Raw genomic sequence first — 23,191 nt, 5'->3', positions numbered from 1 at the left:
GCGGGTTTACCCGCGAAGAGGCCGGCATAGGCGACAGAAATTTCAATCCTTGCGATAGGGCAACATCTCCCTTGCCTGCTCGGCATACCCCCTTACCCCTTCCCGCTCCTGTACCAGAAAATCCTCCACCGCCCGCCTCAACCCCGGGTGCAGCAGGTAATGCCACGAGCGCGTCAGCACCGGCTCGAACCCGCGAATCAGCTTGTGCTCCCCCTGCGCCCCGGCGTCGAAACGCTGCAACCCTTCGGCAATCGCAAAGTCCATGCCCTGGTAGAAGCAAGTCTCGAAATGCAGCCTGTCGAACTCATCCAGGCAGCCCCAGTAACGGCCAAACAGGCTGTCGCCCCCGACCAGGCTCAAGGCCATGGCCACATCACGCCCGCCCTGGCGCGCCATCACCACCCTTACCGCCTCGGGCATGCGCTCGGCCAACAGGCTGAAGAATTCCCGGGTCAGATAGGGTGAACGCCTGCGTACCGCATAGGTGTTGGCGTAGCAAAGGAAGACAAAATCCCACTGTGCCTCGTCCAGCTCGTCGCCGCGGTACCAGCGAAAGTCGATGCCCTGCCCCGCCACCTGCTCGCGCTCCTTGCGCATCTGCTTGCGCTTGCGTGAGCTGAGGCTGTCGAGAAAATCCTGAAAATCGCGATACCCGTGATTGCGCCAGTGAAACTGGCAGCCGAGGCGCTCCATCCAGCCCGGCAGGCCCGCCATCTGCGCATCCAGCTGTGGGTCGGTGAAATTGATGTGCGCCCCCGACAACCCGCCTTTGCCCAGGTACTCCGGCAATGCCTGCAGCATCAGCAGGCCATCGGCAGGGTCGGCCGTCAGCAGGCGCGGCCCGCTGACCGGGCTGAAAGGTACGGCACCGAGCAACTTGGGGTAGTAGGCGATGCCGGCACGCTCGCAGGCATCGGCCCAACCGTGGTCGAACACGTACTCGCCATACGAATGCCATTTGCGATAGGCCGGCAGCAGCGCACGCACCTGCCCGTCACGCTCCAGCACCAGGTGCTCGGCGGACCAACCGGTGCTGCGGGCAACGCTGCCGCTGTCTTCCATGGCGCTGAGAAAGGCATGGCGCAGGAACGGTTGCCCAGGGGGAACCAAAGCATCCCAGGTCGCCGCTGGCAGGTCACGCAGGTGGGCAAGGCTGTAGAGACTGGTCACGTTTTCGACTCGCTGTACAAGGCCATCAGTATCAGCCAACAGAGGCCGATCGCTCAAATCAGCATCGGCCCTTTTCGCCTTTCATTCCCGATTACTTAACAGCAGTGCCACTAATTGGACATTATTCTGTCATTCGCCCCCGCAATACTTGCGCCTGTTTTCCGGAACCCTAGAACCTGTCTAGTCAGGCCCTTTCCGAAGACATGCCAACATGGGGGTGGGCGCTGAGCCTCCCCGAATCTTTCAAGTAGGGAGAACCTTATGCGTCTTGTTTCTACACTTACCGGAGTGAGCCTCACCGGCATGATGCTGGCTCTGAGTACTCCGGCCAGTGCGGCCGTCGACGCCAAGCTGCTCGAAATGCTCCGCGCCAATGGCTCGATCAACCAGGCGCAGTACAACGAACTGCAGGGCGACCTGGCACAAGAAACCAAGGAAAAGGCCGACCAGAAAGCTCAGTCCGACCGTATGAGCTCTTTCGAACAAAAAGTGGCATGGGCCGCCAAGACCCAGATCAAAGGTGATGTACGCCTGCGTTACGAAGACGTCAACGTCGACAACCCGATCGCCCGCAGTGGCAACCAGGACCGTGAACGTGTCCGTGCCCGCGTCGGCTTCTACAGCGAAATCAACCCGCAGGTCGATGCCGGCGTGCGCGTAGCCACCGGCAGCAGCGCCGATGCCCGCTCGACCAACCAGAGCCTGGACAACTACTTCGAGAAGAAATCGCTGTGGGTCGACCTGGCCTATCTCGACTGGCACCCGACTGCCGTGCCTAACCTGCACCTGATCGGCGGCAAGATGATGCAGCCTTGGGTGAGCATGGGCGACATCATCTGGGACAGCGACATCAACCCGGAAGGCGTGGCCGTCACTTACAAGACCAACGCCGGCCCGGCCGAAGTCTTCGGCAGCATCGGCCACTACAACCTGAAGGACAACGTCGACGGCGACGGCGTGCAGTACAAGCACGACGCACAGCTGTACGCTGCCCAGCTGGGCACCAAGTTCAACGCGGCTGACGCCCTCAAGGTCACGGTCGGTGCCAGCATCTATGGCTACGACAACGACAAGGCCTCGGCAGCCCTGGCCTCGCTGGGCAACACCACCAACGAATTCCAGCTCGTGGAAGGCTTCGGCCAGCTCGATTTCACCGGCTTCGCCATCCCGCTGTCGGCTTACGGCCAGTACGTGAAGAACACCGAAAGTACCGATGGCAAGGACACTGCCTGGCTGGCTGGCCTGAAGTCCAAGATCGGCGCCTGGAGCCTGGACTACAACTACCGCGACGTGCAGCGTAACGGCGTCGTCAGCCTGTTCACCGACTCCGACTTCGGTAACGGCTTCACCGGTTCCCGGGGTCACAAGTTCAAGGTCGGTTATGAAATCGACAAGAACTTCGGCGTCGGTGCGGCCTACATGATGGCCAAGACCGACTACTCCAACCTGCCGAACAGCGATGCTGACGTAGATACCCTGCAGGTGGACCTGGAAGCCAAGTTCTAAGCTGCAGACACCTCTGCTTCACTCTGAGGCGGGAAATGCCGACCCCATCCGGCGTTTCCCGCCTTTTTTTGCCTGCCAGAAAGCTGGGGCTGCTTCGCAGCCCCAGCAATCTCGAGGTTAACGCTTGCGCAGGATCACACTACCAATCGAATAACCGGCACCAAACGAGCTCAGTACGCCAAGCGAACCTTTGGCCAGATCATCCTGGTACAAGTGGAAAGCAATCACCGAGCCCGCCGAACTGGTGTTGGCATAACGGTCGAGAATCACCGGTGCCTCTTCCTCGCTCACCTCACGCCCCAGCAGTTTCTTGACGATCAGGTGGTTCATGCTCAGGTTGGCCTGGTGCAGCCAGAAGCGTTTGACGTCGGACGGCTGCAGGTCGTTTTCGCCCAGGTGCTTGCCGATCAGCTCGGCGACCATCGGGCACACTTCGCGGAACACCTTGCGGCCTTCCTGCACGAACAGTTTGTCCGGCGCACCGATACCCTCTTCCGCTGCGCGGTTGAGGAAGCCGAAGTTGTTGCGGATGTTGTTGGAGAACGACGTCTGCAACTTGGTGCCAACGATGTCGAACTGGTGCGCCGAAGTGGCCTGGTCGGCACGCTCGACCAGCACCGCCGTGGCGGCATCACCGAAGATGAAGTGGCTATCGCGGTCGCGGAAATTCAGGTGGCCGGTGCAGATTTCCGGGCTGACCACCAGCAGTGCCCGTGCCTGGCCCAGTTGCACGCTGTTGGCGGCGGTCTGGATGCCGAAGGTGGCCGACGAGCAGGCCACGTTCATGTCGAAGGCGAAGCCGTCGATGCCCAGCGCCTGCTGCACTTCGATGGCGATGGCAGGGTATGGGCGCTGCAGGTTGGAGCAGGCGACGATCACGCCGTCGACATCCGCCGGGGTACGACCCGCGCGCTCCAGGGCTTGGCGTGCAGCGGCCACGCCCATTTCGCAGAGGATCGACTGCTCATCATTGGAGCGCTCTGGCAGGCGCGGCTTCATGCGTTGCGGGTCGAGGATGCCGGCCTTGTCCATGACGAAACGGCTCTTGATGCCCGAGGCCTTTTCAATGAAGGCGGCGTCGGACAGCGGGGCTGCTTCGATTTCGCCACGCTCGATGGCGGCGGCGTTGTCCTGGTTGTACTGCTGCGACCAGGTATTGAAGGAGGCCACCAGTTCTTCGTTGGAAATGCTCTGGGCCGGAGTATACAGGCCGGTGCCGCTGATCACGACGTTATGCACGATCGATCCTCTGCTCAAAGGCCATCGCCACGGGGGCGCTGGCTGGGAATATGACAGAATAATGGCACTTTAGTACCAACTTCACGGCGAGGGCTGCGCCCTCGATCGCGGATAAATCCGCTCCCACAGAACGGCGTAGGAGCGGATTCATCCGCGATGGGCCGCAAAGCGGCCCCAAATTCGATCAAGTGTGCCACAAATCAAGGCAGTTAGCCTTCCACCTGGCCCCACTGCTTGCTCAATCTCTTGTCGGAAATCGGCACCTTGGTGCCCAACTGCTGGGCAAACAGCGACACCCGATACTCCTCCAGCCACCAGCGGTACAAGGTCAGCTGCTCATCGCGTTTGCCTTCCTGGGCATGCTTTTCGGCCCGCGCCTTGTACTGCGCCCACAAGTTGCCCAGCTCGCCGCTCCACACGCGGTCCTTCTGCACTTGGCTGCCCAGCTTCTCCAGGCGCAACTCCACTGCCTTGAGGTAGCGCGGCAATTCCCTGAACCAGGCTGCCGGGGTCTCGCGCACGAAGCCCGGATACACCAGGTTGGCCAGTTGCTGCTTGATATCGTTCAGCGCCACCGCCTGGCTCAGGTCGATCTTGCCCTTGAAGCGCTTCTGCAAACCGTGCCACAACTTCAGCACTTCCAGCGTCTGGCGGGCCAGGCGTTCGGCGTGCTCGGCCCAGCTGCCGCGCTTGCGTTCGGCCAGCCCGGCCAGGGCTGCACCGTCACGTGGCAAGGTCGCTTCACCGTCGAGGATGCAGCTGTCCAGGCTGGCCAGCAGAATGTCCTCGACCAGCGCCTCGACGCGGCCCAGTTCGCGGTACAGCAGGCCCAGTTCGGTCAGCCCCGGCAGCTTGGCACGCAAGAACTTGGCAGGTTCTGCCAATTGCTGCAGCAACAGGCGCTGCAAGGCCCGGCGGTGCTGGAACTCGGCTTCGGTCTGGGTCGAGAAACGGCCCTCACGCACGGTGCCGTTTTCTTCCACCAGCGCGGGGTACACGGTCATCGACAGGCCGGCGATCTTCTGCTGGGCGGTCTGCTTGACCTCGCTGAAGGCCTTGGCCTGCACCGGCTGCTCGCTCTTTTCGGTACGTGGCACGGCCAACGCGGCCTGGCTGGCGGCGGCAAAACGCGCGGTCAGTTCGGCCAGGTCACGGCCTTCGCCAAGGAACTTGCCTTGGCCATCGACCACTTCGATGTTCATGCGCAGGTGGCCTTCGACCAGGTTGACCGACTCGGCCCAAGCCTCATCGGACACCCGCACGCCGGTCATGCGCAGCAGCTCGTGGCCCAGTGCCTGGGGCAACGCGCCCTGGCCGAAGCTCATGCGCGCCAGCGAGGCCTTGACGAAGTCCGGCACCGGTACGAAGTTCTTGCGCAGCGCCTTGGGCAAGTTGCGCACCAGGGCTACGCACTTGGCCTCCAGCAAGCCCGGCACCAGCCACTCCAGGCGCTCGCCCGGCAGATTCGGCAACAACGGCGCCGGCACCCTGACGGTCACGCCGTCACGCGGGTGGCCGGGCTCGAAGTGGTAGCTCAGCGGCAGGCGCAGCTCACCGACTTGCATGCTGTCTGGGTACTGCGCGGCGGTGACTTCGCTTGCCTCGCGGGCCAGCACGTCTTCCTCGCGCATGATCAGCAGGTTCGGGTCCTTCTGGCTGGTCATGCGGTACCAGGCATCGAAGGTCGCGGTCTGATGTATCTCCGCCGGCAAGCGTGCTTCGTAGAAGGCGTACAGGGTTTCTTCATCGGCGAGAATGTCACGCCGCCGGGCCTTGGCCTCCAGTTCGTCGAGCTCTTCGAGCAGGCGCTTGTTCGCGGCCAGGCATTTGGCCTTCGACTGGATTTCACCACCCACCAGGCCCTCGCGAATGAACAGCTCACGCGAGGTGACGGGGTCGATCGGGCCAAAATGCACCGGGCGACGGCCCACCAGGATCAAGCCGTACAAGGTGATCTGCTCATAGGCCACCACTTGCCCACGCTTCTTTTCCCAGTGCGGCTCGAAGTGGTTCTTCTTGATCAGGTGGGTTGCCAGCGGCTCGATCCAGTCAGGCTCGATCTTGGCGACCATGCGCGCATACAGCTTGGTGGTTTCCACCAACTCGGCGGCCATCACCCACTGCGGGCGCTTGCGACCGATACCGGAAGACGGATGCACCCAGAAGCGCCGCTGGCGCGCGCCCTGGTAATCGCCCTCTTCGGTCTTCTGGCCGATCTGGCTGAGCAGGCCACTGAGAATTGCCTTGTGCACCTTCTGGTAGTCGGACGGCTCTTTGTTGACCGTCAGTTGCAACTCGCGGCAGATCAGCGACAGCTGGCGATGGGCATCGCGCCACTCACGCAGGCGCAGGTAATTCAGGAAGTTCTTGCGGCACCAGCTGCGCAGCGGGCTGGCCGTCAGCGCCTGGCGCTGCTCTTCGAAGCCGCGCCACAAGTTGACCAGCGCGGCGAAGTCGGTATCGGCGTCCTTCCACTGGGCATGGGCCTGGTCGGCGGCCTGCTGGCGCTCCGGCGGGCGCTCGCGTGGGTCCTGCACCGAGAGTGCGCTGGTGACGATCAACACTTCTTGCAGGCTGCCCTGGCGGGCACCCTCGAGCAACATACGGCCCAGCCGCGGGTCGATCGGCAGGCGCGCCAGCTGGCGGCCGATCGGCGTCAGCTGGTTCTCCCGGTTGACCGCCGACAGCTCCTGCAACAGGTTGAAGCCATCGCTGATGGCCTTGCCATCTGGCGGCTCGATGAACGGGAAGGCATCGATCGCGCCCAGGCGCAGGTGCAGCATCTGCAGGATCACCGCCGCCAGGTTGGTGCGCAGGATCTCGGGGTCGGTGAAGGCCGGGCGGCTGTTGAAGTCCTCTTCGCTGTACAGCCGGATGCAGATGCCCGGCTCGACCCGGCCGCAGCGGCCCTTGCGCTGGTTGGCGCTGGCCTGGGACACGGCCTCGATGGGCAGGCGCTGGACCTTGGCGCGGTAGCTATAGCGGCTGATGCGCGCGGTACCTGTATCGATCACGTAACGGATACCGGGCACGGTCAGCGAGGTTTCCGCGACGTTGGTGGCGAGCACCACACGGCGCCCGGTGTGCGACTGGAAGATGCGCTGCTGCTCGGCCGGCGACAGGCGCGCATACAGCGGCAGGATCTCGGTGTGGCGCAGTTGCGCCTTGCGCAGGATCTCTGCGGCATCGCGGATTTCCCGCTCGCCCGGGAGGAACACCAGCACGTCACCGGGGCCTTTGCCCACGCTACGCTCGTGCTGCGCGATCTCGTCGAGGGAGGCGAGAATCGCCTGGTCGACGGTCAGGTCATCCTCGACCTGGTTGCCCTCCTCGTCCTGCTCGCTGGTCAGTGGGCGGTACCAGGTTTCCACCGGGAAGGTACGGCCCGACACCTCGATGATCGGCGCATTGTCGAAGTGCCTGGAAAAGCGCTCCAGGTCAATGGTCGCCGAGGTGATGATCAGCTTCAGGTCCGGGCGGCGGTGCAGCAGGGTCTTCAGGTAGCCGAGCAGGAAATCGATGTTCAGGCTGCGCTCGTGGGCTTCGTCGACAATGATCGTGTCGTAGCGTTCGAGGAAGCGGTCATGCTGGGTTTCGGCCAGGAGGATGCCGTCGGTCATCAGCTTGACCAAGGTGTTGGCATCGCTCTGGTCTTCGAAGCGCACCTGGTAGCCGACCAACCCGCCCAATGGCGTGCCGAGTTCTTCGGCAACCCGCGCGGCGACGCTACGCGCTGCGATGCGCCGCGGCTGGGTATGGGCGATCAGGCCATGGCTGCCGCGGCCCAGTTCCAGGCAGATCTTCGGCAACTGGGTGGTCTTGCCCGAACCGGTTTCGCCGGCGATCACCAGCACCTGGTTTTCGGCCAGGGCTTTCTTGATCTCGTCACGCTTGGCGGCAATCGGCAGGCTGTCGTCGTAGCGGATCTGCGGCACGCTGTTCTGGCGGGCAGTGACCTGGGCGCAAGATGCCTGGACCTTTTCTACCCACTGCGCCAGCTTGGCCTCATCGGGGCGCTTGCGCAGCTCATGCAGTTGCCGACGCAGGCGGTGGCGCTCGGCGATCATGGCGTGGTCGAGGTTTTGCAGCAGTTTGTCGATGGCTTGGTCAGTCATGGGGCTTTTTAGTGATGCAGGTGGGCCTGCTTTTTCATGATCGGCATTCGATGGATGCGCGATTGTCGCAGATTTGCCGGTTTTCTGCTGCCTGTGCCGGCCTCTTCGCGGGTAAACCCGCTCCCACAGGGACCGCAAAACGGTCAGCCTGATGCAATCCTGTGGGAGCGGGTTCACCCGCGAAGAGGCCAGTCCAGTCAGTACGAATGTTTAGCCAGGAGCGATGTAAACGTTGCCATTCACTGCTTTAATCAACCTTACGCCGCATGTGAGTATCAAAGGCATGACTCCCGTCCAGACCATCGCGCCACCGTCGTCCCGCCCTTCGCTCGCGAAGGCCCGGTCCCGCGCCGGTGAAAATCCGCTGGTCCACATCATTCTCGCCTTCTGGGCCCTGTGGCATTGCCGCCATGCACGCCCACCGGATGCTTCGCTCACACCCGTGTGACCAAACCCGGCCGCCGTGCGGCCGTTTGTCTCCGCTGGACCGCGCCTGCGCGCGGCTCCCATGCGCCCGTGAGCGAATCCATCATGCACTTTGCACCTGTAGAGCACGCCAGCCGTTTCCTGGCCGAAAACCCTGATATCGAACTGTTCGAACTGTTCATCCTCGACGCCAACGGTGTGCCACGCGGCAAGCTGCTGCACCGCGAGGAACTGCTGGCGGTCTACCAGAGCGGCCGCCCGCTGCCCAGCACCATCCTCGGCCTGACCCTCAATGGCGACGACGTGGAAAACTCCGGCCTGGTCTGGGATGTCGGTGACATCGACTGCCGCGCCTACCCGCTTGAAGGCAGCCTGGTGCGCCTGCCCTGGCGCCGCGTGCCGACTGCCGCCGTGCAGGTCAGCATGCACCCGAGCGAAGGCCTGCCCGCCAGTGTCGCCGACCCGCGCCATGTATTGCTGCGTACCATCGAAGCGCTCAAGGCGGACGGTTACCACCCGGTGATGGCCTGCGAGCTGGAGTTCTACCTGCTCGACCAGCAGCGCGACGCCCAGGGCCGCCCGCAGCCCGCACTAGACCACGACGGCGGCCGCCCGCGCACTACCCAGGTCTACGGCCTGCGTGAACTGGAACAGATCGAGCCCTTCCTCGCCGACCTCTACGCTGCCTGCAAAGCCCAGGGCATTCCGGCGCGCACGGCGATTTCGGAATACGCCCCCGGCCAGGTGGAAATCACCCTGGAACATGGCGACGCCCTGGAGGCGATGGACCAGGCCGTGCGCTACAAGCGCCTGGTCAAGGGCGTGGCCCATGCCCACGGCATGCAGGCCTGCTTCATGGCCAAACCCTTCGCGCAACTGGCCGGCACCGGCATGCACATGCACCTGAGCCTGGCCGACAGCGCCGGCAACAACCTGTTCGCCAGCGATGACAAAGCCGGTACTCCACTGCTGCGCCAGGCAGTGGCCGGCATGCTCCGCCACTTGCGTGACTCGCTGTTGCTGTTCTGCCCCAACGCCAACTCGTTCCGCCGCTTCCAGGCCAACAGCTACGCCCCGCTGGCACCGACCTGGGGTGTCGACAACCGCACGGTAAGCCTGCGCGTCCCCGGCGGACCGGCCAACAGCCGGCATGTCGAGCATCGCATCTGTGGCGCCGATGCCAACCCTTACCTGGCTGCCGCCGCAATCCTGGCCGCCAGCCATCGTGGCATCCGCGAGCAGCTGGACCCGGGTGCGCCGGTCGAAGGCAACGGCTATGCCCAGGCCACCGAGCACCTGCCCACCGACTGGCTGACCGCCCTCGAAGCGCTGGAGCGCTCGCACTGGGCGCGAGAAGCGCTCGGCGAGGCGTTCCTCGGCGTCTACCTGAAGGTCAAGCGCGCCGAGTACCGCCAGTTCATGGCCGAAGTCAGCGAACAGGACTGGCGCTGGTACCTGCACCAGGCCTGAGCCTCACCCTATTCAGAACAAGGAACACCCATGAATGCATCATTGAACAACGGCCCGGCCCAGCGCGCGCCGTCCTATTACAGCGCCTCGCTGAACGACCACACCGAGTACCCGCAACTCAAGGGCACGGTCCAGGTCGACGTTGCCATCATCGGCGGTGGTTTCACCGGCGTGGCCACCGCGGTGGAGCTGGCCGAGCGCGGCCTGAAGGTGGCGATCGTCGAGACCAACCGGATCGGCTGGGGGGCCAGCGGGCGCAACGGCGGCCAGGTCACCGGCAGCCTGTCGGGTGACGAGGCCATGCGTACACAGATGCGCAACCACCTGGGCGCCGACGTCGATGATTTCATCTGGCACCTGCGCTGGCGCGGGCACCAGGTCATCGAGCAGCGGGTCGAGCGCTATGGCATCGACTGCGACCTCAAGCGCGGCCATCTGCATGCGGCGATGAAACCTTCGCACATGGAGGAGCTGCGCAGCTTCCAGGCCGAGGCCGAACGCCGTGGCATGGGCGACCAGGTGCAATTGCTCGACCGCGACGGTGTCGCCAGCCATCTCCAGAGCCCGCTGTACCTGGGCGCGCTGAAGAACCTGCGCAACCTGCACCTGCACCCGCTCAACCTGTGCCTGGGCGAGGCGCGCGCCGCGCACAGCCTGGGCGCGTTGATCTTCGAAAATTCCGAAGTGCTGGACATCGTCCACGGGCCACGCCCGGCGGTAGTCACCGCCCACGGTCGGGTCGAGGCGCGCCAGGTGATGCTCGCCGGTGACGTCTACCACAAGCTGGAAAAGCGCCAGCTCAAGGGCAAGATCTTCCCGGCCATGGGCGGTATCGTCACCACCGCCCCGCTGGGCGAACTGGCCGAGCAGATCAACCCGCAGGACCTGGCGGTGTATGACTGCCGCTTCGTGCTCGACTACTACCGCCTGACGGCCGACAAGCGCCTGCTGTTCGGTGGCGGTGCCAACTACTCGGGCAGGGATTCGCGCGATATCGAAGGCGAACTGCGCCCGTGCATAGAGCGCACCTTCCCGGCGCTCAAGGGTGTGCCGATCGAGTTCCAGTGGAGCTGCGCGATGGGCATCGTGGTCAACCGCATCCCGCAACTGGGCAAGCTGTCGGACAACGTATGGTACTGCCAGGGCTATTCCGGGCACGGCATCGCCACCAGCCACATCATGGGCGAGATCATGGCTGAGGCACTGACCGGAACGCTAGAGAAGTTCGACACCTTCGCGCAGTGCAAGCACGTGCGGGTACCGATGGGGGACTTGCTGGGCAACCCGCTGCTGGCGGCGGGGATGTGGTACTACCAGATGCTGGAAAAACTGCGCTGATTTCGCTGCCCTCTGTGGGAGCGGCCCTTTCGCAACACAAGGCCGCTCCCACACTGACCGTGCAGGTTTGGATCAGGCGATCTTCTTCAAGCCCTGCTTCTTCAGCTCTTCATCGCGCAGCTCACGACGCAGGATCTTGCCGACGTTGGTGGTCGGCAGTGCATCGCGGAACTCGATGTAACGCGGCACCTTGTAGCCGGTGACGTTGGCGCGCATGTGCTCCATCACCTGCTCCTTGGTCACGGTCATGCCCGGCTTGACCACGATGAACACCTTGATCACTTCACCCGACTTCTCGTCCGGCACGCCGATGGCTGCGCACTGCAGCACGCCTGGCAGGGCGGCGAGCACATCTTCCAGCTCGTTGGGGTACACGTTGAAGCCCGAGACCAGGATCATGTCTTTCTTGCGGTCGACGATGCGCATGTAGCCATCGGGCTGGATCAGTGCGATATCGCCGGTTTTCAGCCAGCCATCACTGTCGAGGATCTCGGTGGTGGCGTCTTCACGCTGCCAGTAGCCCTTCATTACCTGCGGGCCCTTGACGCACAGCTCGCCGGTTTCACCCAGAGGCAGTTCGTTTCCGGCATCGTCGATGACCTTGCACAGGGTCGATGGCACCGGGATGCCGATGGTGCCTACCTGGTTGGCCTCGGCCGGGTTCACCGCCGCCACAGGGCTGGTTTCGGTCATGCCGTAGCCTTCGCAGATGGCGCAGCCGGTGACGCTCTTCCAGCGCTCGGCCACGCTCAACTGCAAGGCCATGCCCCCGGACAGGGTGATCTTCAGCGCAGAAAAGTCCAGGGCACGGAAGGCCTCGTTGTTGCACAGGGCAACGAACAGCGTGTTGAGGCCGACGAAACCGCTGAACTTCCACTTGCCCAGCTCCTTGACCATGGCCGGCAGGTCGCGTGGGTTGCTGATCAGCACGTTGTGGTTGCCGATCAGCATCATCGCCATGCAATGGAAGGTAAAGGCATAGATGTGGTACAGCGGCAGCGGGGTGATGAGGATCTCGCAGCCTTCCTTCAGGTTGGCTCCCATCAGCGCCCGGCACTGCAACATGTTGGCCACCAGGTTGCGGTGGGTCAGCATCGCGCCCTTGGCCACGCCTGTGGTGCCACCGGTGTACTGCAGCACGGCCACGTCGTTGGCCTGGGGGTTGGCTTCAGTGACCGGCTGGCCCTTGCCCAGTGCCAGCGTATCGTTGAAGCGCACGGCGCGCGGCAGGTTGTAGGCCGGCACCATCTTCTTCACATACTTGATCACGCTGTTGATGAGCAGGCGCTTGAGCGGTGGCAGCAGGTCGGCCACTTCGGTGACGATGACATGCCTGACCTGGGTCTTGGGCACCACCTTCTCGGCCAGGTGCGCCATGTTGGCCAGGCACACCAGCGCCTTGGCACCGGAGTCGTTGAACTGGTGCTCCATCTCCCGCACGGTATACAGTGGGTTGGTGTTGACCACGATCAGGCCGGCGCGCATGGCACCGAATACCGCTACCGGGTATTGCAGGACATTGGGCAGCTGGACGGCAATGCGGTCACCCGGCTTGAGGTCGGTGTGCTGCTGCAGCCAGGCGGCGAAAGCGCCTGACAGCGCGTAGAGCTCGCCGTAGGTGATGGTCTTGCCCAGGTTGCTAAAGGCCGGTTTATTGGCAAAGCGTTGGCAGGATTGCTTGAGTACCGCCTGGATATTGGGGAATTCGTCAGGATTGATTTCCGCCGTAATCCCGGCTGGGTATTTATCCTTCCAAAAATTTTCGATCATGGAAGCCCACTCCTTCAGCAACAGCGAAGTTCGATTCACGCGTCTATGCGTTTATTATTGATATGAGATGGCGGTTCGTTGCAAACCGGATCATCTGAAAAGCGCGCCGAGAGTAACAGCTTTGACTGGGGTCGCCTAGAGGCCAAGATAGGCCTCACGGTCACAAAAATGACTCAATGAAATATACGAGTCATTTTTAGAGTAATTGCCCAAAATGTCGCAAATCGGGCTGTAAACTGCCTGCTAGAGCACCTTGAAGCCTTCGCGGGCAAGCCCGCGAAGCAGCCAGCGCAGTATCAAGCGATGTCGCGCAACTCCCTGCGCAGGATCTTGCCCACCGGTGTCATGGGCAGCGACTCGCGCACCACGATGTGCTTGGGCACCTTGTAGCCGGTGAAGTTGGCCTTGCAATAGGCCTTGAGGTCGTCGACATTCACCCCACCTTCCCGCGCCACCACGAACAACTTCACCGCCTCGCCTGAACGCTCGTCCGGCACGCCGATGGCGGCGCAGCTGGCTACCTGCGGATGGCCCATCACCACATCCTCGATCTCGTTGGGGTACACATTGAAACCGGAGACGATGATCATGTCCTTCTTGCGGTCGACGATGCGGGTGAAGCCATCCGGGTCGATCACTGCGATATCACCGGTCTTGAACCAACCCTCGGCATCCAGTGCCTGCGCCGTGGCCTCTGGCTGTTGCCAATAGCCCTTCATCACCTGTGGCCCCTTGATGCACAACTCGCCGCGTTCGCCCAACGGCTGTTCGTTGCCGTCATCATCGATGACCTTGAATGCCGTGCCCGCCACAGGAATGCCCACGGTACCCAGCCGCGCCAGCTGGCCATAGGGGTTGGTGCTGGCTACCGGTGAAGTCTCGGTCAGGCCATAACCCTCGACGATGCGACAGCCAGTGAGTGTTTCCCAGCGTTCGGCAGTGGCCTTGACCAGCGCCGTGCCACCGGAATTGGTGACCTTCAGGGCCGAAAAGTCCAGTTGACGGAAGCCCGGGTGGTCCATCAGCGCGACGAACAAGGTGTTCAACCCCAACAGCGCCGAAAACCGCCACTTGCCCAGCTCCTTGATGAAACCGGGGATATCACGCGGGTTGGTGATCAGCACGTTATGGTTGCCGGTGACCATCATGCACATGCAGTTCGCGGTGAAGGCATAGATGTGGTACAGCGGCAGCGGTGCGATCATCACCTCCTGGCCCTCCTTGATCAGCCGCTGCCCATCCGGGCCATGCTGGGAGAAGCAGGCCAGCACCTGCAGCATGTTGGCTACCAGGTTGCCGTGAGTGAGCATGGCGCCCTTGGCCAGGCCCGTGGTGCCGCCGGTGTATTGCAGCACGGCGATGTCATCGAGGATCAGCGGCACCGGCTTGTGCGTCAGGCTGCGGCCCTGACGCAATACCTGCTTGAACGGGACGGCCTGGGGCAGATGATAGGCCGGGACCATCTTCTTGACCTTGTCGACCACGGTATTGACCAGCCAGCCCTTGGCGACGGGCAGCAAGTCGCCCATCTTCGCCTCGATCAGGTACTCGATGCCGGTATCGGGCAGCACCTCCTGAACGCGCTTGCCGAACATGTTCAGGTACACCAGGGCGCGCGCGCCGGCATCCTTGAACTGGTGACGCATTTCGCGCTCGGTGTACAGCGGGTTGGTATTGACCACGATCAGCCCGGCGCGCAGGGCGCCGAACACGACGATCGGGTATTGCAGGACGTTGGGCATCTGCACCGCGATACGGTCACCGGGTTTGAGGTCGGTGTGCTGCTGCAGCCAGGCGGCGAACGCTGCCGAATGGCGCTCGAGTTCGGCGTAGCTCAGGGTCACGCCGAGGTTGCTGAATGCCGGGCGCTCGGCAAAACGCTTGCAGCTGCGTTCGAACACCTCGACGACCGAGGTGTATGCGTGGATATCGATGGTGGAAGGCACGCCCTCGGGGCGTTTGTCATTCCAGAAGTCGGCTTGCATTTATTATTGTTCCTCTGCCTGAGCCCGCGCGGATCCTTTGCCCTGTCTGCCAGATGGCAAACAGGCGTTGAACCGACGTTAGCAGGTAAGCCCGAGGCGGCATATACGCCAAGTGCCGCCATTAACATTGTGAATCTTATTTGTGCCCTTCCTGCAATTCGACCGGTTGTGCATACACTGTGCGGGTCACCTTCGCGCAAAGGACTCGCCATGCCCCACGAAGCCTTCTGGCTACCTGCCAACGAACATTGCAGGCTGTACGTGCACCAATGGCTGCCGGCCACGCCGGTCAAGGCGGTGGTGCTGCTGGCGCATGGCATGGCCGAGCATGCCGGGCGCTACCAGCGCCTGGGCCAGGCCCTCGGCGATGCCGGCTACGCACTGCTGGCACCTGATCTGCGCGGCCACGGGCGCACCGCCGAGCAGGGCAGCCTCGGCCTGTTCTCCCGGCAACATGGCTGGAACGCCGTGGTCAACGACCTTGGCCGGCTGGCCCAGCACATCGGCCAGCAGTTCCCGTGCACACCGTTGTTCCTGTTCGGCCACAGCATGGGCAGCTACATCGCCCAGGCCTACCTCCTGCACCACAGCGCCAGCCTGCAAGGGGCGATCCTCAGCGGCTCGAACTTCCAGCCCGCTGCGCTGTACCGGGTGGCGCGCCTGATTGCACGCGTGGAAGCCTGGCGTCAGGGGCCACTGGGCAAGAGCGCACTGATCGAGTGGCTGTCGTTCGGTTCGTTCAACAACGCCTTCAAGCCCACCCGCACGGCGTTCGACTGGCTCAGCCGTGACGCGGAGGAAGTGGACAAGTACGTCAACGATCCGCTGTGCGGCTTTCGCTGCAGCAACCAGCTGTGGCTCGACCTGCTACAGGGGCTGGCACAGATCAGCCAGGCCCGCAATCTGGCGCAGATCGACCCGAACCTGCCCCTGCTGGTGATTGGCGGTGAATGTGATCCGGTGAGTGCCGGCAAGCGTCTCACCCATCTGGCCGACGCCCTGCGTGCGACCGGCAATAGACATGTACAGCTGCGCGTCTATCCTGATGCGCGGCACGAAGTACTCAACGAACTCAACCGCGACGAGGTCACCGCTGATATCCTCGCTTGGTTGGCGCAAGCGCTGGCCCTTGGCCGCCCTGCGCGCAGTGAATGACAGGCGCCCTCGCCCGCCCCTTAAGGAAGCCCAATGACCCAGGTCACCAACACGCCTTACGAAGCCCTTGAAGTCGGCCAGAAGGCCACCTACGAAAAATCCGTGGAAGAACGTGATATCCAGCTGTTCGCCGCCATGTCCGGTGACCACAACCCCGTGCACCTGGATGCCGAGTTCGCCGCCAAGAGCATGTTCAAGGAACGCATCGCCCACGGCATGTTCAGTGGCGCGCTGATCAGCGCTGCGGTGGCCTGCACCCTGCCGGGCCCTGGCACCATCTACTTGGGCCAGCAGATGAGCTTCCAGAAGCCCGTGAAGATCGGCGACACCCTGACCGTGCGCCTGGAGATCCTCGAGAAACTGCCGAAGTTCAAGGTGCGTATCGCCACCAACGTCTACAACCAGAACGATGAGCTGGTGGTCGAGGGCGTGGCCGAGATCCTGGCACCGCGCAAGCAACAGACCGTCGAACTGGTGTCGCCGCCGAACTTCGTCGCCAGCTGATATCGGTGCTGGTTTCTTCGCGGGTAAACCCGCTCCCACAGGTGCTGCACAGGCTTTGACGACTGTATTGATCCTTGTGGGAGCGGGTTTACCCGCGAATGGGCCGGTAAATCCACTAGATCAATCCGCGCAATCGCCTTTCGATATGCCGCCGCTCCGGTTCCTGACGAGTCAACTCGAGCGCCCGCTGCCAGGCCGCCCGCGCCTCAACCACATTCCCCAACTGCTGATGCATCTCTGCCCGCGCCGCATGGGCCAGGTGATAGTCACGCAAATCACCCGCCGCCAGAATCGCCTCCACCGCCTCAAGCCCCGCCTGCGCACCGTCGCGTTTGGCCAGCGCCACCGCCCGATTGAGCGCCACCACGGCTGACGGCCAATGCCGTTGCAGCACATCATAGAGCCCGACGATTTCCGCCCAATCGGTTTCTTCAGCCGTCACGGCTTCGGCATGCACGGCCGCGATCGCCGCCTGCACGGTGTAGGCACCAAAAGCCCGGCTGGCCAATGCCAGGCGCACCAACTCGCAGCCCTCGGCGATTTGTTCGCGGTCCCACAGGCTGCGGTCTTGCTGGTCGAGCAGCACCAGATTGCCCTCGGCATCAGTGCGTGCCCGCTGCCGCGATGCCTGCAACAGCATCAGCGCCAGCAACCCGACAGCCTCGGCGTCCGGAAGCAGCTGCACCAGCAGGCGGCCGAGGCGGATCGCCTCGTCACTCAGTTCCTGTTGCAGCACGGCCTCGCCAGAGGACGCCGAATAACCTTCGTTGAATACCAGGTAAATCACGCGCAGCACGCTCTCCAGGCGCTCGGGCAGCTCATGCAGCTCCGGGACCTGATAGGGGATGCCGGCATCACGAATCTTGGCCTTGGCGCGGACGATGCGCTGGGCGATGGTCGCAGGGCTTTGCAGGAAGGCGCGGGCGATCTGCTCGGTGGTCAGGTCGCAGACTTCACGCAGGGTCAGCGGTACCTGGGCATCGGCCGCCAGGGCCGGGTGGCAGCAAGTGAAAATCAACCGCAGGCGGTCATCGACCAGCAGTTCCTCTTCACTGGGGTCGAGCCCCTGGCCTTCGATCAACATGATCAGGTCGGCCTGGGAGCGGTCGAAGCGGGCACGCCGGCGCAATGCGTCAATGGCCTTGAAACGCCCGGTCGAGACCAGCCAGGCCCGTGGATTGTCAGGGATGCCGTCACGCTGCCAGCGTTCGACTGCAACAAAGAAGGCATCGTGCAAAGCCTCCTCGGCCAGGTCGAAATCGCCCAGCAGGCGGATCAACGTCGCCAGGATGCGCCGTGAATCTCGCCGGTACACCGCTTCGACTTCAGCACGAACCTGCGCCTGCCCCGACATCAGTCCGGCATCCGCTGGGTCACGACCTCCACCAGGCGGTCCAGGCTCTCTCCCCAGCCCCGATGGAACCCCATTTCTTCATGGGCGCGGCTGTCGGCAGCGTTCCAGTGCCAGGCGCGTGCGGTGTAGCGGGTCTTGCCGTGTTCCTCGTCAAAGCTGATCACCGCAGTCATGAAGGCTTTGTCAGACGGCACCCAACCGGGCCCGAAGGCATCGGTGAACACCAGCCGGCGCGGGGCGGCAATTTCCAGGAACACGCCCTGGGTAGGGTACTCGGAGCCATCCGGGGCACGCATGAGCGTACGGAAAAGGCCCCCGACCCACAGCTGCATTTCGCATTCCGGGGTGGTCATGCCGTGGGGGCCCCACCACTGCATCAGCCATTCGGGCTCGGTCCAGGCACGGAATACCTTGGCAGGCGGGGCATCGATCAAGCGACTGATGGACAGCTCGTGCTGCGCGGGCGCGGGTTGGGCAAGTGTCATTCTTGTTGTTCTCCGTTGCTGTCAGGGTTGCAGTTCGCGCACTGGCCGCACTTCCACGCTGCCGACTCGCGCCGCCGGAATGCCCTTGGCGATGTTCAGCGCCTCGTTGAGGTCACGGGCATCGACCAGGTAAAAACCGGCAAGCTGCTCTTTGGTCTCGGCGAACGGGCCATCGGTGATGCTCATTCGCCCGGCACGCACACGCACGGTGGTGGCGGTCTGCACGGTTTTCAGCGCCTCGGCCGCAATGATGCGCCCGGAGCTCTGCAGGGCTTCGGCGTAAGCCATGCATTCGGCGTCTTCCGGGCTGTCGGGCAGGCTGTGCAACAGCGCTTCGTCACAATAGACCAGGCACAGGTATTTCATGGTCGTCTCCAGGCGTTGGCAACGTGCATTTGGCGATAGCCGATCAAGGCTTGAGATCGAACAGTGCTTTCTGGGTTTGCATGTCGAACGGAGCCGACCAGTGCTCGTGAATCACTTGCCACTGGCCAGCAGCCTTGCGGTAACCGACGGTGGCACGCATGAAGCCGCACTGGCTCTCGTCATCCCCCGGCCCGCAGCGGTTCAACCAGTGAGCCAGGCCCAGCTCGCCCTCGGCGTGCACGGTGAGTTGGGCAAGTTCGAAGACCATTGGCCCGGGGCACATGCTCATGCACATTTCCCAATGCGCCTGGTAGGCGGCCTTGCCCTTGAACTGGAGGGACTGGATGGCATCGAAGGCGACGATGTCATCGGCGTAGGGCGCGGTGATGGCGGGAATATCACGGTCACGCACGGCCTGCATCCAGCGGTCGATAAGCTGACGGATTTCGTTTTCGGCTGCCGTTTTCATCGGGTGTTCCTCCGATCGTTCATGAGCGTTTGGTACAAGGATGTCTTGCACCTTCAGCTCATGGTCGAACGGTAGCCGGAGAAATCGACAGGCCACGGGATAATTTTGCTGGAGCCAGGTATGTGCCCACAGCAATCACGGTGAGTGATCAAGCCAGAGCTGCCTGCTCGAACACCTCATCTGCCCACTGGTTGAGACTTTTGCCGGCGGCGCGGGCGGCAACACTGGCTGCCGCATGCACCTCTGGACGAATGCGCAGCATGACCTTGCCTGAAGCCGGTTTTTCCGGGGTAATGCCTTGCTCCGCGCAGTCGGCCAGATAATCCTCCAACGCCTGCCGGAAGGCTTCATGAAGCTCGGGCACCGAGCTTGCGTGAAAACTGATGATGTCGCGCATGCCCAGCACACGGCCAACAAAAATATCATCACGCTCATCGTATTCGATACGGGCGGCATAGCCCTTGTAGCGCATGCAACTCATAGGCTGACTCCTGCCCGCAGCAAGAATTCGCGGGCCTCTTCAATCTGCTACCGTTTGGCTTCCTTGCCAGGATGGGGGCGATGGCACCTCCAGCTCTGGCCGCCAAGCACCAGCTTGACCCTGGAGCCTTGCCGCTCGAGCACCTGCCCACCCAGGTGAAGCACCAGGGCTTCGACCTCGGAAAACTCCAAAGAGGCCGTGGTGGGCGTTCTGAAGATAGCGTCGTAGATTTTTCGGTATCGAGTGTTCATCGGAAAATGCTATCAAATTAAGATAGCACTTATTCCCCGATATTCATTCAGGATTTTTCCGTACCTGCCAGCACCTGCGCATAACGCTCGCGGTCCACGTTGGCACCGCTCAGCACCACGGCCACACGCTTGCTGACCTGGCGCTGGCGCTCCTGCAGCAACGCGGCCAGCGCTGCGGCACCGGCGCCATCAGCAAAGGTATCGGCCGCACTGGAGACCACTCGACGATCTCGGTCTTTGGGTTTGGTAAATTGCGCAGGGCCCTGTCACCGACCGAGCGGCGACAGGGCCATCAGTGCATCAGCCTTGCTGGCAACCTTCGCCCATCGCCCGGTACTGAATGGTATGTACCTGGCCATGATGGTCTTCATAGGTCATGGTCGCAGGCACCACTTCGCAGACATTGGGGATGGTCGACAGGTTGATCACCCGTTTGATGTCGAGGTTCATGGAATAATCGTACTGCTGGGCCACGGGCTCGCTGGAGACCGGCTTGGCCTCATCGGCGAGGGCGAACGAGGACATACCGACCAGTGCAAGAATCAGTAATGGTTTCATGGGGTTTTGGCCTTTAGAGCAATCCAGCTGATCGAGTGACTTCTGATGCCGTCATAGGCGCGGAGAAGTTGTCATCAACTGCAACGATGACACGAAGTACCGATCCCGCTTCGTCTACTGCGAGTGGGAATAGCTGAAATTCTACGCTTGACCAGGAATAGTTGAACCCTGAACTCGGACATTCACCCTTGCAGGATTTGCAACAATCTGCGACAAAGCGCAACGGCTCGATAACCTGGAACCCCTGGGTAGAGCCCTCGGTTCCAGGTACCGCCATGACTGCCCTGCATTGCACCCGGCTTATCGGCCCCGAGCGTCGATTGCTCGAACATTTCTACAAGCACGAGGGTTCGCGCATGCGCGCAGCCAATGACGGTGAATCATGGGTAGCACGCAGCGATGGGATCGTTGCCGGTCTCTGCCTCACTGCCGTCGCTGACGGCCACTGGCTCACCGGCCTGTTCGTCGCCCCAACCCACCGCCAGCGCGGGGTGGCCGCGAAACTGATCGAGGCGGCGCTAGCCGGGCACAGCGGCCCGACCTGGCTGTTTTGCCACCCCGACCTCACGGCTTACTACCAGCGCCTGGGCTTCAGCATCACTGCGCAACTGCCCGAAACCCTGGCCTCGCGCCTGCAACGCTACCAGCGCAGCAAGGCCTTGCTGGCCATGGTGCGCGTTCAGTCGTCGTGGTCATCCAGCCCCGGGAACAGCACATCGGTGTAGCCGAAGCGGGAAAAATCCTGAATACGCGACGGGTACAGCCGACCGATCAGGTGATCACATTCGTGCTGCACCACCCGCGCATGAAAACCATCGGCAAAACGGTTGATCGGATTGCCTTGCGGGTCGATGCCTTCGTAGCTGATGTGCTTGAATCGCGGCACCACCCCGCGCAGGCCGGGCACCGAAAGGCAGCCCTCCCAACCCTCCTCGACCTCGGTGGTCAGCGGGGTGATCACCGGGTTGAGCAAGATGGTCTGCGGTACCGGCTCGGCATCCGGGTACCGCTCGCTGCGCTCGAAACCAAAGATCACCAGCTGCAGGTCGATGCCGATCTGCGGTGCAGCCAGGCCTACGCCACCCACGTGGTGCATGGTTTCGAACATGTCGTCGATCAAATGCTGCAATTCGCTGCTGCCGATCAGATGTTCAGGCACCGGCGGCGCGATGCGCAGCAGGCGCTCGTCGCCCATCTTGAGAATTTCACGGATCATCGCGGGTTCGGCTCGGTCGGTTGAGGCTCGACCGGGTGTTCATGGCCGAGCACGGTGATGGTTTCCTGGGGTTTGGCGCCCTCGAATTCCTTCTCGCCCGGGTCCTTGCCCTCGCTCGACATGTGCTCGATCACCGCGTTCATTTCAGCGCCCAGCAACAGCACGGCGGCAGAGATGTAGAAAAACAGCAGCAGCACGATGATCGCACCGATGCTGCCATACATGGCATTGTAGTCGGCAAAGGTCTTGACGTAGTAGGCAAAGCCCAGGGAGGCGATGATCCATACTACTACCGCCAGCACCGAGCCGGGGGTGATGAAGCGAAACTTCTGTTTGACGTCCGGCATCACGTAATAGATCAATGCCACCGCGATCATCATCAGGATGATGATTGCGGGCCAGCGCAGCACCGTCCACACGGTGACTATCACTTCCTGCAGGCCGACCTGAGCGGCAATCCACTCCATCACCTGCGGCCCCAGCACCATCAGCGCGGCTGCCGCCAGTAGCATGCCGGCAATACCGACGGTGTAGATGATCGACAGGGGAATGCGTTTCCATACCGGGCGGCCCTCAGGCACGTCATAGGCGGCATTCATGGCGCTCATCATCAGGCGCACGCCGGCCGATGCAGTCCACAGGGCGATCACGATACCCACCGACAACAGCCCGCCCTTGGACTGCTGCAACTGGTCGATGACCGGGTTCACCTGCTCCAGCGCCTGGGGCGGCAGCACCAGCTCTGATTGCAGGCGTAACCAGGAGAAGAAATCCGGAAGGTGCAGAAAACCGATCAGGGCAATCAGAAACAGCAGGAACGGGAACAGCGAAAACAGCATCTGGTAGGCCATTGCTGACGCATAGGTCGACATCTCGTCATCGAGGAACTCCTTGACGGTGCGTACCAGTACGCGGTGCACGGGCAGGCCGCGCAGGTCGGGAAAAATCATAGCGTCTCCTTTCGCCGCTTGATTCGTAAGTACAACGGGTAAGTCTAATAGACCGCGCCGGTGATGTACTGCTCCCGGCCGTGCCAGAAGAAAATGCCTACACCTGTTTCCGCCTCTCACAGAGGCAGAAACAGGTCTGTCCACCTTAAGGCTTCTTCACCGCATCCTTCACATTGCCCTTGACCTGCTGTGCCTCGCCTTTGAGTTCCTGGGCCTTGCCCTCGGCCCGCAGCTTGTCGTTGTCGGTCACCTTGCCGACGCCCTGCTTGATGTTACCGACCGCTTCGTTGGCCAGGCCCTTCGCTTTGTCTTTGGTACCGCTCATGGCAACACTCCTGCGAATAGAGACACGTGGACCGTGTCGACAGTCGGTGGACCGGGCA

General features: G+C 62.6%; 21 protein-coding genes. 6 read left to right on the top strand and 15 right to left on the bottom strand.

Features of this window, described 5'->3' with window-relative positions; translation table 11 throughout:
• Positions 1–42: 42 nt before the first annotated feature.
• Positions 43–1,170 carry a GNAT family N-acetyltransferase gene (locus ACQKPS_RS18400; protein ID WP_427605293.1) on the bottom strand — a complete coding sequence of 376 codons (1,128 nt, stop codon included), beginning with the start codon at positions 1,168–1,170 and terminating at the stop codon, positions 43–45.
• A 261-nt stretch (positions 1,171–1,431) separates the two neighbouring features.
• Here ACQKPS_RS18400 and ACQKPS_RS18395 point away from each other — a divergent pair, with 261 nt between their 5' ends.
• Entirely contained in the window at positions 1,432–2,676 is a 1,245-nt protein-coding gene (locus ACQKPS_RS18395; RefSeq protein ID WP_283723687.1) for a putative porin, read from the top strand.
• Between the two features lie 117 nt (positions 2,677–2,793).
• On the opposite strand, the gene ACQKPS_RS18390 is transcribed toward ACQKPS_RS18395, so the two are convergent.
• Together ACQKPS_RS18390 and hrpA are read right to left on the bottom strand one after the other, a co-directional pair.
• Positions 2,794–3,915 (bottom strand): beta-ketoacyl-ACP synthase III, encoded by a 1,122-nt coding sequence (locus ACQKPS_RS18390; protein ID WP_186603406.1) that lies wholly within the window; start codon positions 3,913–3,915, stop codon positions 2,794–2,796.
• 209 nt (positions 3,916–4,124) lie between these two features.
• Positions 4,125–8,030, bottom strand: a complete 3,906-nt coding sequence (gene hrpA / locus ACQKPS_RS18385; RefSeq protein ID WP_427605292.1) for an ATP-dependent RNA helicase HrpA — start codon at positions 8,028–8,030, stop codon at positions 4,125–4,127.
• Between the two features lie 531 nt (positions 8,031–8,561).
• Here hrpA and ACQKPS_RS18380 point away from each other — a divergent pair.
• Together ACQKPS_RS18380 and ACQKPS_RS18375 are read left to right on the top strand one after the other, a co-directional pair.
• Entirely contained in the window at positions 8,562–9,926 is a 1,365-nt protein-coding gene (locus tag ACQKPS_RS18380) for a glutamine synthetase family protein (RefSeq protein ID WP_427605291.1), read from the top strand.
• A gap of 30 nt (positions 9,927–9,956) precedes the next feature.
• Positions 9,957–11,264 (top strand): NAD(P)/FAD-dependent oxidoreductase, encoded by a 1,308-nt coding sequence (locus ACQKPS_RS18375; RefSeq protein WP_427605290.1) that lies wholly within the window; start codon positions 9,957–9,959, stop codon positions 11,262–11,264.
• A 72-nt stretch (positions 11,265–11,336) separates the two neighbouring features.
• Here the strand turns inward: ACQKPS_RS18375 and fadD1 are convergent, their stop codons facing one another.
• Together fadD1 and fadD2 are read right to left on the bottom strand one after the other, a co-directional pair.
• Positions 11,337–13,034, bottom strand: a complete 1,698-nt coding sequence (fadD1, locus tag ACQKPS_RS18370; protein ID WP_254484021.1) for a long-chain-fatty-acid--CoA ligase FadD1 — start codon at positions 13,032–13,034, stop codon at positions 11,337–11,339.
• A 296-nt stretch (positions 13,035–13,330) separates the two neighbouring features.
• A complete protein-coding gene (gene fadD2 / locus ACQKPS_RS18365) occupies positions 13,331–15,019 on the bottom strand; it encodes a long-chain-fatty-acid--CoA ligase FadD2 (RefSeq protein ID WP_254484014.1) in 1,689 nt (562 codons plus the stop codon).
• A gap of 210 nt (positions 15,020–15,229) precedes the next feature.
• Between fadD2 and ACQKPS_RS18360 the strand changes: the two genes are divergently transcribed.
• Positions 15,230–16,174: a lysophospholipase gene (locus ACQKPS_RS18360; RefSeq protein WP_427605289.1), complete on the top strand. Its 945-nt coding sequence runs from the start codon at positions 15,230–15,232 to the stop codon at positions 16,172–16,174.
• Positions 16,175–16,207: 33 nt separating this feature from the next.
• Positions 16,208–16,678, top strand: coding sequence for a MaoC family dehydratase (locus tag ACQKPS_RS18355; protein ID WP_054885695.1), 471 nt, complete (start codon positions 16,208–16,210; stop codon positions 16,676–16,678).
• Between the two features lie 115 nt (positions 16,679–16,793).
• On the opposite strand, the gene ACQKPS_RS18350 is transcribed toward ACQKPS_RS18355, so the two are convergent.
• From ACQKPS_RS18350 to ACQKPS_RS18320, 7 genes are all read right to left on the bottom strand, one after another.
• Positions 16,794–18,032 carry an RNA polymerase sigma factor gene (locus ACQKPS_RS18350; RefSeq protein WP_427605288.1) on the bottom strand — a complete coding sequence of 413 codons (1,239 nt, stop codon included), beginning with the start codon at positions 18,030–18,032 and terminating at the stop codon, positions 16,794–16,796.
• A complete protein-coding gene (locus tag ACQKPS_RS18345) occupies positions 18,032–18,517 on the bottom strand; it encodes an SRPBCC family protein (RefSeq protein WP_313201504.1) in 486 nt (161 codons plus the stop codon). Before ACQKPS_RS18345 ends, ACQKPS_RS18350 begins: the two co-directional genes overlap by 1 nt.
• Positions 18,518–18,538: 21 nt before the next feature.
• Positions 18,539–18,883: a YciI family protein gene (locus tag ACQKPS_RS18340; protein WP_254484006.1), complete on the bottom strand. Its 345-nt coding sequence runs from the start codon at positions 18,881–18,883 to the stop codon at positions 18,539–18,541.
• A gap of 43 nt (positions 18,884–18,926) precedes the next feature.
• Positions 18,927–19,352, bottom strand: coding sequence for a YybH family protein (locus tag ACQKPS_RS18335; protein ID WP_254483999.1), 426 nt, complete (start codon positions 19,350–19,352; stop codon positions 18,927–18,929).
• A gap of 148 nt (positions 19,353–19,500) precedes the next feature.
• Positions 19,501–19,833, bottom strand: a complete 333-nt coding sequence (locus tag ACQKPS_RS18330; protein WP_254483997.1) for a type II toxin-antitoxin system HicB family antitoxin — start codon at positions 19,831–19,833, stop codon at positions 19,501–19,503.
• Positions 19,834–20,131: 298 nt separating this feature from the next.
• Entirely contained in the window at positions 20,132–20,305 is a 174-nt protein-coding gene (locus ACQKPS_RS18325) for a hypothetical protein (protein WP_427605286.1), read from the bottom strand.
• Positions 20,306–20,384: 79 nt separating this feature from the next.
• The gene (locus tag ACQKPS_RS18320; RefSeq protein ID WP_054885703.1) at positions 20,385–20,642 is read right to left on the bottom strand and encodes a DUF2790 domain-containing protein; all 258 of its coding nucleotides are present in this window, start codon (positions 20,640–20,642) and stop codon (positions 20,385–20,387) included.
• A 356-nt stretch (positions 20,643–20,998) separates the two neighbouring features.
• Between ACQKPS_RS18320 and ACQKPS_RS18315 the strand changes: the two genes are divergently transcribed.
• Entirely contained in the window at positions 20,999–21,367 is a 369-nt protein-coding gene (locus tag ACQKPS_RS18315; RefSeq protein WP_427605315.1) for a GNAT family N-acetyltransferase, read from the top strand.
• Here ACQKPS_RS18315 and def read toward each other — a convergent pair.
• The 3 genes from def to ACQKPS_RS18300 form a co-directional block, all read right to left on the bottom strand.
• Positions 21,322–21,858, bottom strand: coding sequence for a peptide deformylase (gene def / locus ACQKPS_RS18310; RefSeq protein ID WP_254483992.1), 537 nt, complete (start codon positions 21,856–21,858; stop codon positions 21,322–21,324). The genes ACQKPS_RS18315 and def overlap by 46 nt on opposite strands.
• Positions 21,855–22,808, bottom strand: a complete 954-nt coding sequence (locus ACQKPS_RS18305) for a YihY/virulence factor BrkB family protein (protein WP_427605283.1) — start codon at positions 22,806–22,808, stop codon at positions 21,855–21,857. The genes def and ACQKPS_RS18305 overlap by 4 nt, the downstream gene beginning before the upstream one ends.
• Before the next feature lie 145 nt (positions 22,809–22,953).
• The gene (locus ACQKPS_RS18300) at positions 22,954–23,133 is read right to left on the bottom strand and encodes a CsbD family protein (protein ID WP_019099157.1); all 180 of its coding nucleotides are present in this window, start codon (positions 23,131–23,133) and stop codon (positions 22,954–22,956) included.
• Between the last annotated feature and the right edge of the window lie 58 nt (positions 23,134–23,191).

The organism is Pseudomonas sp. NPDC086566, assembly GCF_050280885.1.
GTDB classification, from domain to species: Bacteria; Pseudomonadota; Gammaproteobacteria; order Pseudomonadales; family Pseudomonadaceae; genus Aquipseudomonas; species Aquipseudomonas vlassakiae.
This window is presented reverse-complemented; position numbering and strand designations above follow the sequence as displayed.

Bases quoted from the DNA above. Each gene is read 5' to 3' on its own strand.
- ACQKPS_RS18315 (WP_427605315.1), top strand. From the start codon at position 20,999: ATGCGCGCAGCCAATGACGGTGAATCATGGGTAGCACGCAGCGATGGG.
- fadD1 (WP_254484021.1), bottom strand. From the start codon at position 13,034: ATGATCGAAAATTTTTGGAAGGATAAATACCCAGCCGGGATTACGGCG.
- hrpA (WP_427605292.1), bottom strand. From the start codon at position 8,030: ATGACTGACCAAGCCATCGACAAACTGCTGCAAAACCTCGACCACGCC.
- ACQKPS_RS18340 (WP_254484006.1), bottom strand. From the start codon at position 18,883: ATGAAATACCTGTGCCTGGTCTATTGTGACGAAGCGCTGTTGCACAGC.
- ACQKPS_RS18300 (WP_019099157.1), bottom strand. From the start codon at position 23,133: ATGAGCGGTACCAAAGACAAAGCGAAGGGCCTGGCCAACGAAGCGGTC.
- ACQKPS_RS18395 (WP_283723687.1), top strand. From the start codon at position 1,432: ATGCGTCTTGTTTCTACACTTACCGGAGTGAGCCTCACCGGCATGATG.
- ACQKPS_RS18355 (WP_054885695.1), top strand. From the start codon at position 16,208: ATGACCCAGGTCACCAACACGCCTTACGAAGCCCTTGAAGTCGGCCAG.
- ACQKPS_RS18350 (WP_427605288.1), bottom strand. From the start codon at position 18,032: ATGTCGGGGCAGGCGCAGGTTCGTGCTGAAGTCGAAGCGGTGTACCGG.
- ACQKPS_RS18330 (WP_254483997.1), bottom strand. From the start codon at position 19,833: ATGAGTTGCATGCGCTACAAGGGCTATGCCGCCCGTATCGAATACGAT.
- ACQKPS_RS18305 (WP_427605283.1), bottom strand. From the start codon at position 22,808: ATGATTTTTCCCGACCTGCGCGGCCTGCCCGTGCACCGCGTACTGGTA.
- ACQKPS_RS18320 (WP_054885703.1), bottom strand. From the start codon at position 20,642: ATGAAACCATTACTGATTCTTGCACTGGTCGGTATGTCCTCGTTCGCC.
- ACQKPS_RS18375 (WP_427605290.1), top strand. From the start codon at position 9,957: ATGAATGCATCATTGAACAACGGCCCGGCCCAGCGCGCGCCGTCCTAT.
- ACQKPS_RS18345 (WP_313201504.1), bottom strand. From the start codon at position 18,517: ATGACACTTGCCCAACCCGCGCCCGCGCAGCACGAGCTGTCCATCAGT.
- def (WP_254483992.1), bottom strand. From the start codon at position 21,858: ATGATCCGTGAAATTCTCAAGATGGGCGACGAGCGCCTGCTGCGCATC.
- ACQKPS_RS18360 (WP_427605289.1), top strand. From the start codon at position 15,230: ATGCCCCACGAAGCCTTCTGGCTACCTGCCAACGAACATTGCAGGCTG.
- ACQKPS_RS18335 (WP_254483999.1), bottom strand. From the start codon at position 19,352: ATGAAAACGGCAGCCGAAAACGAAATCCGTCAGCTTATCGACCGCTGG.
- ACQKPS_RS18380 (WP_427605291.1), top strand. From the start codon at position 8,562: ATGCACTTTGCACCTGTAGAGCACGCCAGCCGTTTCCTGGCCGAAAAC.
- fadD2 (WP_254484014.1), bottom strand. From the start codon at position 15,019: ATGCAAGCCGACTTCTGGAATGACAAACGCCCCGAGGGCGTGCCTTCC.